This is a genomic window from Lachnoanaerobaculum saburreum DSM 3986 (assembly GCF_000185385.1).
Taxonomy (GTDB): domain Bacteria; phylum Bacillota; class Clostridia; order Lachnospirales; family Lachnospiraceae; genus Lachnoanaerobaculum; species Lachnoanaerobaculum saburreum.
In genome coordinates, this window is record NZ_GL622296.1 from 2,963,200 (window position 1) to 2,974,552 (window position 11,353).

Here is an 11,353-nt window from a genome sequence, read left to right on the forward strand (position 1 = left end):
CTCCCTCATTTGGCAAACCCTTCTATAATATTCTTTGCATCCTTTGCCAATGCTCCGCTTTCATAAGTCTTAATCAATTGCTCTGGAAAATATTTATTATAAATTTTCAACTTCCTACTCCAATTTTTATCATAATCCTCATTCCCAAGCATACCTATATGTTCCCAAAATTTCTTTGAACCATCTCTCATGTATATTGTAAAGTCCGGGCTGATTTGTTCTCCCTCTTCATATTCTAATAATTCTTCATACTTATAATTCACATTTGCAGCATACAAAAGGTCACAAATAATAACCTCCGACTTACTCCTTACTTGATTTCCATCAGCCGTTTTATAAATTCTATTTAGCTGATGCTTATCCATTCCTAAATATCTTGCAATCTCTTGATGAAGTGAATTGCTCTCATTGTTATTTTCTATAAGATAAACAAAATAATCCAAAAGTTCATGCTTATACTGCCTTTTGGTATTAATGTCTACAAGCATCTGTTTCATTTGTTTATCAAATATTTCCGAATCATTTATTTTAAGTATTAGCCAGCGCTCCAAAGGCTTATTAAATTTCACCTTACCTGTAAGCACCCCTGAATATATTTTATCGGCAAAATCTTTGGGTGTAATGTTATTCCGGCTGCATGTCTTAACAAATCCCTTTGTCCTTGTACTTTTATATAGTGTCTCTATTTCCGAATCCTTTATTTCATACGCTTCAGAAATACCGGAAAATCCTTTTGCTACAATCTCAATCAATCCACAACCTATATAATATGGAAGACAATCCTTAATATCTTCGTTATCAAAGTATTGAAAAGCCTTAAATCCCGCTTTTTTCCCGACATTTTTATATACTTCCCTCAGCTTATCTTCTGAAGGAAATGAGTCGTCAATAAAGTAATTCCTCTTCACTTCAATATTCTTATTTGAATAAAGAAGATACGCATTGGCTCCATTTCCATCTCTTGCAGCCCTACCGACTTCTTGATAATACTGCTCAGCAGATTCCGGAATCATAAAATGGATTACTACTCTAATGTCCGGAATATCTATTCCCATTCCAAATGCATTTGTAGAAAAGACCATATTAATTCGATTTGATTTAAACTCATCAATTATATTCATCCTATCCTTTGCAGTCATATCGCCATGGAATAATGCTGCTTTATATCCGTAATTCTTTGCTTTCTGTGCCAGACCTTCAACTCCACGCTCACCTTTTTTCCGATAAATATAAACTAATATCTTCTCATCCTTATGGCGTTCCACTAAATTCCAAAAATATTCTTCTTTTTCATTTTCATTTCCAAATTTCTTTACATGAAGCTGAATTTCACTCCTCATAAGAATGTTATCTTTTAAAATATTCTTTGAATCAATTCTAAATGTCAAACATATATCTTTTAATTCCATCGGATTTATTGTAGCAGTAAGTCCAAGTACTTTACACCATTTCTCTCTTCCAAATAAATTGTCCAAAAACTCCGGAATTCTCTTATAAAACGGTCTGAAGCTCAATCCCCACTGGCTTACACAATGTACTTCATCAATTACCATCAGCTTTATTGAGTCTTGTCTTTTGTCTAAACAAAACTCAAAATACCCATCCGTTGCAATCTTTTCCGGGCTTACAAAAATAAAATCCGGAGTAATCTTGCCCATTGCATAATCTGTTAAGACACTTACTTGCTTGTTGACTTTTATCCTTCCATGAAGTACAAGTACCTCATATCCATGTTCTTTTATCTTTTGAGCTTGTTCCTCTATCAGTGCTATAAGAGGTGATACTATAATTGTAGTGCCTCCACACTCAATACCTGCCATCCAGTAAATAATTGATTTTCCGCCTCCTGTTGGCATTAAGCATAAAGTATTCCCAACTTCAACCACATACTGAATCGCTTTTTTCTGGAAATCCCTTAGTTGAAAATCTAATTTAGGAAAAAAATTTTTGAAATCTTTATCAATATTAATCAACACCAATACCTCCATCTCTAATTTGTGATTTCAAAAACGATATTTCTTTATCATGCACATCTGCAACATATTCTAAAAATGCATCAACAATCACATATCTATAATCCAGATCAATATACACATTCATATCAGAGGCTTTATCTCTCAATAATTTGTAAATTTCAAATGCATAGAAGTGGAACAGCTCATATGGATAAAAGTAATTCTGCTGTGTAACATTCTTCTTTGTGTCAATCATTAAAAACTCCGAGTCGGTATCACATTCAAATGTCTTTTTCTTTGTAAGATACCACAACGCCCAAACTGCACTTCTGCTTCTGTTTGAAAATAAAGCAGGATATATCTTATATAACATATGTGTCTTAATCCCTCCTCCAATAACCCCATATGCAGTATAGTCATCTGTATCCAACAGCCCCATACCGAGCTCTTCATAATCTGTTGCATTTTCGTATGTATCCGAATCACAGCAACCGGAATACTCATCACCAAACCGGCACAAATTATAAACCACCTCTAAAAGCCAATCCGGATCGGCCTTACTAAACTCAGCTCTATATCTATCCAGCTCCTTTGCCTTTCTATTTGCTAAAGTCTTTCTAATAATCGGACACTCATTTCGCAGTACTTTTGACTTAAATGTATCTGCATCTTCCTCTTTGTATTCTTCAAGTAAATCAATATCAAAAATTTTTATATAATCTTCCCTATCCCTTTCAAACTTTTCAATTGCAGCAACAATAATCTCTTTATAATTCGAAGTCATATTTTCGGCAGATGTTTTTACATCTGTGGGTACACCCCAATTTTTCTTAAGCACTGCAACCTCACTATCACCGGCTCGTTCATTTGCCAATGTTTCTATAAAACCTTTGAAATATTTATTGAAATTTTTTCTGATTTCTCCTACAACTGTTTGTACATGATTTTCTTCATAACAAATGTCTTCCACGCTTCCATCAAAGTCTACATACATAATTTATTCTCCCTTATACTTCTTATATTTTTTAACTTATTTAAATTTTTATAATTAATGCTAATAAGAATTATATCACATATTATTAAAAATTTTTATAAATTTTAATATTTTACAAAAGCAACAAGTCAGATCAATTACATCCCTACCTTCCTCCTCGGAGCTTAAGAGCTGTCTTAAAAATATATAAATTTTTCATAACCTAAATTATTTATTATATTTTGTCATTTGCTTTTATGGTATTAGCTTTTAATTACCTTCTGAGGTCTGTTTAGTTCATGGCTACACTACAGAGTTCTTGTTATAACAAACAGCTTCTCAAAGCTCTCATTGGAGCCTTAGTTATAGTCGGACTACACTATCATTCACTCATAAACTGCTCATTCTTTTGCAAGGCTTCCACTATCTCTTTAGGTGCTTTGCTTTTGTATATTGTATTCCATGATTTGATCAAATTTTCTGCTGTTACAAATACAGGCTCGACAGCAATAAAAGAAGGCACTGTTTTACCAAGAAGAGCATTTGCCGCACATAGAGCGGCCGCCTGACCTTCTTCAAAAGGCTGTTGTGCACTTAATATCTTGATACATCCGCCTTTAGCCATATCAAGTGCAACTGAAAAATCAAGATCGGATGTTGCTACGGCAATATCTTCTCTGTCTATATCATGAAGTGCCTCCACAACTTTTATCGCTGGACCTTCCCATGAAACATATATTCCGTCAATTTCCGGATGCCACAGCAAAAGTTCTTTTGTTTTTTCATATTCATCTTTTTTTGAAAACACTTCTGTTGCACAAATTCTTAATTCAGGGTATTCTTCTCTGATAATTTGTTCTACAGCCAAATCTCTCTGATTGGTGGTGTAGAATTGATGCCCATATCGAATTATTCCTATATTCTTCTTATGATTTAAGAGCAGATAGTCTCCCAGTCCTCTACCTATATTTCTACCGTTACTGCGTTCATTAACATTAATACATGACACATATCCTCTTCCCTCAAAGCCGTTAGGAACATGTCCCATAAACACCAACTTTGTTTTTGTTCTTATCACATCCTTAAATACATCCTGTGTCAACGTATGGTTTACCGGAAAGGCAATCATTATATCAGGTTCCAACATTAAAAGACTTTGTATTTGTTTTTTTTGCATGAAAAAATCCATCTGACATCCCATTACGGCAATTACAGTAATACCAAGTCTGTCAAAAACATCTCTAACTCCCTGCTCATGCAGTTTCATAAATGAAGCTCCGATATAATGATAAACAATAACTGCGGTATACCTCTTCATCCTGCAAATATCCATTTCCTTTTCTGTTAAAGACAGCATATGAATATCTGCACCTTTTTCTCCAAACGGTCCTCTTGCCGTACCGATAATTGAATCTCTGATAGTCATTTTTGCAGATATCAGTATTTTTGAAGTTTTTTTAAGAATGGCTTCAATCTTATCATTTTCTGATAATTCTTTTATTTTATTTGTCATAAGTTCATTCGCTTTTTCTGCAATACGTTCAAAGTCATTCTCTGCCATGGAAAGAGCAGGATTAAGATATGCTGCACTGCTTTCATTTCCGACACACATAATTGATAAATCTTTCGGACATTTTATATTTCTTCTCATCATATATTTATATAAACTGTAAATATGATCAGAATTCGCAATTAAAAGTGCACTTGGAGCATCTTTCCCGTCTAAAAGCCCTGACAGCATGTCTGATATCTTTTTATCATGTCCATCTTTATGCAACACATATTGATTTTTAAATTTAATTCCACTGTCTTCAAGAGCTTTCTCATATCCTTTCATAAAATCCTTATTATAACTTTTCAATAAATCACCCATAAGAATCGCTATCTTTTCATGACCGCTTCTGATAAAATGCATAGTACAATCATATGCAGCTTTATATACATCAGTTGATACTCTGTCAAACGCAGAATCATCCACTTCATTTCCAATTATTACACAGGGGATATTAAGCGAGCGGATTATCTTTTGAATATATAATTCATCAGTTTTAACAGAAACAAAAGCACCTATAATTTCTTTATTATCACGCAATAACTTATCAACAAGACCCATTTCAAATTCATTATTGCAATTGCATCGAATCATATTGTAGCCCTTATTTTCCATTAACGGCTTAAGTTTATTCCACACACCACCGGCATAATTGTCATCTTCATACTGACAAATATATAGCAATGCTTTCTTTTGAGATTGATATATACTTTCACGAATTTTCTTTTGTTTCCTGACAACAAATTTCGGTGGAGAATCCGCATTCTTTATTGCCTGCTCCACCTTTTCCACAAGCTCCGGACTTACATATCTTGTTTTATTTATTACATGTGAAACTGTTGCAGTAGATACTCCTGCCATTTTGGCTATATCTTTTATGGATGCCATTTTTTCTCCTATTTCAAAATAATATCTATCCTGATGCGGTTTCCCTACATCCACATAAGTTTGATTACTCAATCGGTACAGAATTTAATCTCAGTTAATTATAACATTTAAAAAAACAGATATCTACAAAAATCCGCCCGGCTAACCTATCTGCAAAAAAAGGCGCCGAAACATGGTGAATCAGCGCCTTACTATTTTAGTTAATAATCCAAATCATTAAGTTCAGATTACAAAATTTGTCATATATCGCTTTGAAAGTTTCAATGAATCAATGACCTTTTCTTTTGAACCTTCAAAATATTTATCTTCTATTTCTATACAGGTATAACCGTCGTAACCGATATCGGTTAAAGCAGATACATATTTACCCCAATCGACATCTCCATATCCCGGTATCTTAGGTGACATATATTCCAGAGGATATGCCATTATGCCGACTTGATTTAATTTATCACGATAGAGTTTTATATCCTTAAAATGAACGTGGAAAATTTTATCCTTAAATTCATAAATAGGTTTTATATAGTCTATCATTTGCCACACAAAATGAGAAGGGTCGTAGTTGATACCAAGGTTATCACTGTCAAGAATCTCAAAAACCTTTTTCCAGATATCGGGTGTTGTCATTAAATTCTGTCCTCCCGGCCACTGATCGGCTCCAAATAACATCGGACAGTTTTCAATTGCCACTTTTACTCCACATTGTTTTGCAAGCTTAATAATAGATGGCCATACTTCTTTTACAAGTTGTAAGTTTTCTTCAACCGTCTTACTCTGATCCCTTCCTATAAAAGTTGTGACCATATTGACACCAAGTTTGCCGCTAAACTGTATCACCTTCTTTAAATGCTCAATAGCTGCGGTTCTTTTCTCCAAATCCGCATCTAAAGGATTGGGATAGTATGCAAGAGAAGAAATTGCCACTCCCTTATCTTTGCAAACATTATGTATATGTGATATATAAGAATCATCGGTATTTTCTACGTCAATATGGCTTACACCTGCATATCTTCTCTCCGCTTTTCCTTTTGGCCAGCAGGCTACCTCAACACATTGATATCCCAAATCAGCTGCTATATCAATCATTTCCTCGAAATTACTTTTATCAAGTATAGCACTTACAAAACCTATCTTCATTTCACTTTTACCCAGGCTTTCTTTTCATCCGATTCAAGAATTGCATCACATACCCTGTCAAGTTGATATCCTGCTGTAAAACTTGTAGAAGGCTGATATCCTCCCACAACCGCCTTTGCAAACTCATATGCTTCAATTGCTTTCAGTTCGCCATAGCCGATATTCATTCCCGGTATATTCCATGTTACATCTCCATGTGGGTTTGCAGGACCTGTATATATTTTTCTAAATCCCCTCTCTCCGTCATTATCTTCCATACCATAGCACACCTCAAGCTCATTTAAGCGCTCATAATTCCATGTGAGCGAGCCTTTAGTTCCATGAACTTCAACAGTAAGGTAGTTATTACGTCCCCAAGCCATTCTGGTTGCTTCTATACTCCCGATTGCACCGCTGTCATATTTACAAAGTACCGATACCTCGTCATCAACATCTACAACCTGCTTCTTTGCATCATCACCAAGCTTTACTGTTCCCAAAAGATCCACTCCGCCTTCCTGTACAGGGCGTTCCTTAATGTATGTTTTCACCATTGATACTACATCAGTTACATTACCTGCAAGATACTGTGCAATATCAAGCGCATGAGTGAATATATCACCAAGTGTACCTGCACCTGCAGTTTCTTTTACGAAACGCCATGACAGCGGAGATCTCGGATCGGCAGACCAGCTTTGCAGGTACTGAGCACGCACATTTGTGATTTCTCCCAGTCTCCCACTTTCAATAATTTTTTTCGCTTCATCAATTGCAGGAACTCTTCTGTACTGATATCCGCACATAGATACAATTCCCTTCTTTGCAGCCTCCTCTGCAGCTTTTGCCATAGCCTTTGCATCTTCTGTTTTTGTTGCAATCGGTTTTTCACAAATGACATGCTTTCCCGCCTTAAGTGCAGCTATTGAAATTTCTGCATGAGAATCATTTGGAGTGCATACACATACTATATCAATTTCCGGATCATTTATAACTTCCATATAGTCGGTACAAGCTTTTTCAAAAGAGAAGCGCTCCTTAAAATCCTCTGCAATCTCAGGCACTACATCACATACGGTCTTAAATACCGGTACATAAGGTGCATCAGTAAATAACTTCGGCATATTGGAAAGTGCAACACAGTGTGCTTTTCCCATAAATCCTGCTCCTACAACCCCAATTTTCATTTTCTTCATGACTTTTACCTCCTAAAATTATTTTCTTTTTTTATTTTGAACAATATTACTTAAAGCAACTGCAAAAATAATAATTGCTCCGTTTACAATTTTTTGCTGAGCAGATGAAAGACCTGCTAAAATCAATGCATTATTAATCATTCCCATTAAAAGTGAACCTGCCAATGCTCCTATCATAGACCCTGTTCCTCCGGACATCGCAGCACCTCCAAGTACTACAGATGCAATCACCGACATTTCATCGCCGTCTCCAAAGGAATATCTACCTGATTGCATTCTTCCGGCATACATTATTCCGGCAAATGCTGCAAACGCTCCCGACATCATAAAAATTGTCATTTTGATTTTCTCGGTTTTCAGACCTGAATATTTTGCTGCAAGTTCATTTCCTCCGGTTGCGAGTGCATGACGACCAAATCTTGTTTTATTAAACAATACAAATCCTATGATATAGAAAATAGCCGTCCACAAAATTAAAACCGATGCACCGCCAATATACCCTGTTCCAAACACTGTATTAAAAAATTGATTTTTAATCGGTACAGCAGCCGTATTTGTTATCCACATGGCCATTCCACGAATCGCCTGCATCATACCCAGTGTAGCCAAAAATGACGGCAGTTTGAGTTTTGTTACAAGCAAACCGTTTATACATCCTACAAATATTCCAAACAACATAGATACTATAACAGTAAGTAAGATATTATTTGTAGATTGTAATACCAGTGCAGAAAACATTGCACTCATTGCAGCTGTGGAGCCTACTGTCAAATCTATTTGTCCCGCTCCAAGAACAAATACTCCGGCAACCGCCATTACAGACACCATTGCAGTCTGTCTCAATATATTCAGCAAATTTCCCGAAGCTATAAAGCCTTTACCGTTTAGTGCGATTGAGAAAAATATAAATACTATCCCAAGCACAATATATACGGTAAATTTGCTCAGCTCAAGCTTCTTAGGCCCTTTGGATTGCATTCTGTAATTCCTCCTCCAATTCAATATCTTTTCTGCTTATCGTTCCTGTAATTCGACCGTCATAGAGTATAATTATTCGATCACATATTGCCATCATCTCGGCAAGCTCGGAAGATACGAAGATTACTCCACAACCTTGATCCGCAAAACTTCGTACTATTTCAAGTATTTCTCCTTTTGCACTTATATCCACTCCGGCAGTAGGTTCATCAAGCATAATCACTTTAGGGCTTGTATTCATCCACTTGGCTATTACTATTTTTTGCTGGTTTCCACCGGACAAAAGACCTATCTCCTGATCGATATGCTCCGCTTTAACTCCAAATTTTTTAATATTTTCTTCAACAAGAGCACATTCCTTCTTATCATCATTAAATATACCTTTAATACTCAATCTATCCAGAATAGGAAGAACCGCATTATCTTTTATTGAATGCATCAATACAAGTCCCTCTTTCCTCCTGTCTTCCGGAATAAAAGCGAATCCGTTTTTTATAGCCTCTGTAGGATTTTTTATATGGACTTCCCTGCCTTCCAGTGTTACTGTTCCGCCTTCTTTCTTTCTCAATCCAAATAAGCTTTCAAGAATCTCTGTTCTACCGCTTCCCATCAAACCGGCAAAACCTACGATTTCTCCATGTTTTAACGAAAATGAAATATCATTTATTTTTTCATTTATTTTCAAATGATCTACTGTAAGTACATCCTTTGCATTTTCATCATGTTTTCTTTCAACCCATTCAAACTTATGACCTTTTCCTGAAGTCCCTCCCATCATATAAGACACTATTTTATCTAATGTCATGTCCTTTATATCCTGAGTAGTTACATGTTCCCCATCTTTAAGAATTGTAATCCTGTCACAAATACTTAAAATCTCATTCATTCGATGGGATATATAGACCATTGAAACCCCTTCATTTTTCAGTTGCCGTATTATTTCAAACAAACGTTTTGTTTCCGAATCTGAAAGTGCGGCTGTAGGTTCATCAAAAACAAGAATCTTGGCATCTTTTGAAACAGCTTTTGCAATCTCAACCATCTGACTCATTCCTACACTTAATTCAGACACAATAGTTGACGGTGAAATTTCAATTCCGAGACGTTCCAAAACCCTGCTTGCCTTTTCATTCATTTTTTTTACATCTCTGATACCGTTCTTGACAATCTCCGTACCGAGAAAAATATTCTCTGCAACTGTCATAGTTTGTACAAGTGAAAGTTCCTGGAAAATCATTGCAATGCCCTGTTCTTTAGCATCCAGCGGTTTTTCAATTACAGTCTCTTTCCCATCAATGAAAATCTTTCCCTCATCATGCGTATATACACCTGTCATTATCTTCATCAATGTGGATTTCCCTGCACCGTTGCCTCCTGCAAGTGCATGAACTTCTCCATGTTTTAATTCAAATTGCACATTCTTAAGTACTTTAGCATCTCCAAATGATTTGCAGATACCTTCCATCTTTAATACTGTGTGTTCCATTCTAACCCCTTAAAATTAAATCAGGTAATTATTATAACTTTTGTACTTATTTATCTGCTTCTGTGAGCCAGTCAGGAGCATCTACATGGTAAACAGCTTTATACGCATCAAGTACATTTTCTTTGTCTACCTTCATAGCAGGGCAGACAACATATGACGGTGTGCTTTCGCCTATCAATGCCAATGCTGCCAGTTTAGTCTCCGCAACACCCTGATCATAAGGCATCTGTGCACCTACGCCCACTACTGTGCCTTTAGCAATTTCAAGTGCTATATTATTTCCAAGATCAATTGCCACCAAAGCAATTTTTCCTTCTTTTCCGGCAGCTCTCACAGATGAAAGAATACCTTCCATAGGTATATCCCATGAAGCATAAATTCCGTCAACATCAGGAAACTGAGTTAATATAGCATCAGCCTGTTCATTACAGCCGTTCTCATCTGTAAATCCCTGTTCTGCAACTATCTCAATATTCGGAAATTCTTTCTTTAAAGTATCTCTAAAACCTGCATCTCTCTGATTGGTAACAAAAAAATCCGCATCATAGTATACCATTCCGACTTTTCCTTTACCATTCAGCTTTTCTCCAAGCAATCTTGCCGCAACGACTCCGTTTCCATAACTGTCGGCAGATACGCAGGATACATAATCTTTTCCACCTTCCATATCTGTCATAGCATTATCCATAAATACTACTTTAATTCCTGAGTCTATTGCTCGCTTGTAAGCGTCCGCTGTAGCTGTAATATCTGTAGGTATGGAAATTATAGCATCAGGCTTTAGTGCCATTACAGTTTCTATGTCCGCCACCTGCTTTTCAGCTGAAAAATTAGCATCTGTTACCGCTACAACTTCCATATCCAAATCTGCACAGGTACTCTTAATAGCATTTATCTGTGCTGTTGCCCAATCATTTCCGCCATAATGCATACAAAGCGCAACCTTAAATTTTCTTTCCTTTATAGCATTCTTCTGCTCATCACTCAAAGTGATTGTATCTGCATTAACTCCCTGCTCTCCATGTGGTCCCTTTGTCAATATTTGTTCTTCTTCACTTGACTTTTGAACATTTTCTGCGGAACTTCCTTCTTTTGTCTGCTCCGATACAGACTGCCCTGTTTCTTTTATACCGCTGTCTTCAGTATTCGTACAACCGGTTACATTTAACATTATTGCTACAGCTGCTATCACGGTAAGTGCCTTTAATCCAG

The 11,353-nt window shown here is 36.1% G+C and carries 8 protein-coding genes; all 8 read right to left on the minus strand.

Annotated features, from left to right (window positions below; all coding sequences use genetic code 11):
* Positions 1 to 5: 5 nt before the first annotated feature.
* On the minus strand, positions 6 to 1,976 hold the full coding sequence (locus HMPREF0381_RS13700; RefSeq protein ID WP_242824440.1) for a RecQ family ATP-dependent DNA helicase: 1,971 nt from the start codon (positions 1,974 to 1,976) through the stop codon (positions 6 to 8).
* Positions 1,966 to 2,949: a hypothetical protein gene (locus HMPREF0381_RS13705; RefSeq protein ID WP_008752612.1), complete on the minus strand. Its 984-nt coding sequence runs from the start codon at positions 2,947 to 2,949 to the stop codon at positions 1,966 to 1,968. The genes HMPREF0381_RS13700 and HMPREF0381_RS13705 overlap by 11 nt, the downstream gene beginning before the upstream one ends.
* Before the next feature lie 361 nt (positions 2,950 to 3,310).
* Positions 3,311 to 5,368 (minus strand): LacI family DNA-binding transcriptional regulator, encoded by a 2,058-nt coding sequence (locus tag HMPREF0381_RS13710; RefSeq protein ID WP_050784251.1) that lies wholly within the window; start codon positions 5,366 to 5,368, stop codon positions 3,311 to 3,313.
* 222 nt (positions 5,369 to 5,590) lie between these two features.
* A complete protein-coding gene (locus tag HMPREF0381_RS13715) occupies positions 5,591 to 6,505 on the minus strand; it encodes a sugar phosphate isomerase/epimerase family protein (protein WP_008752614.1) in 915 nt (304 codons plus the stop codon).
* A complete protein-coding gene (locus tag HMPREF0381_RS13720; RefSeq protein ID WP_008752615.1) occupies positions 6,502 to 7,677 on the minus strand; it encodes a Gfo/Idh/MocA family protein in 1,176 nt (391 codons plus the stop codon). Before HMPREF0381_RS13720 ends, HMPREF0381_RS13715 begins: the two co-directional genes overlap by 4 nt.
* 18 nt (positions 7,678 to 7,695) lie before the next feature.
* On the minus strand, positions 7,696 to 8,655 hold the full coding sequence (locus HMPREF0381_RS13725) for an ABC transporter permease (RefSeq protein WP_008752616.1): 960 nt from the start codon (positions 8,653 to 8,655) through the stop codon (positions 7,696 to 7,698).
* Positions 8,636 to 10,141 (minus strand): sugar ABC transporter ATP-binding protein, encoded by a 1,506-nt coding sequence (locus HMPREF0381_RS13730; protein ID WP_008752617.1) that lies wholly within the window; start codon positions 10,139 to 10,141, stop codon positions 8,636 to 8,638. Before HMPREF0381_RS13730 ends, HMPREF0381_RS13725 begins: the two co-directional genes overlap by 20 nt.
* A 46-nt stretch (positions 10,142 to 10,187) precedes the next feature.
* Positions 10,188 to 11,353, minus strand: a 1,166-nt coding sequence (locus HMPREF0381_RS13735) for a substrate-binding domain-containing protein (protein ID WP_008752618.1), incomplete at its 5' end; no start/stop codon positions are given.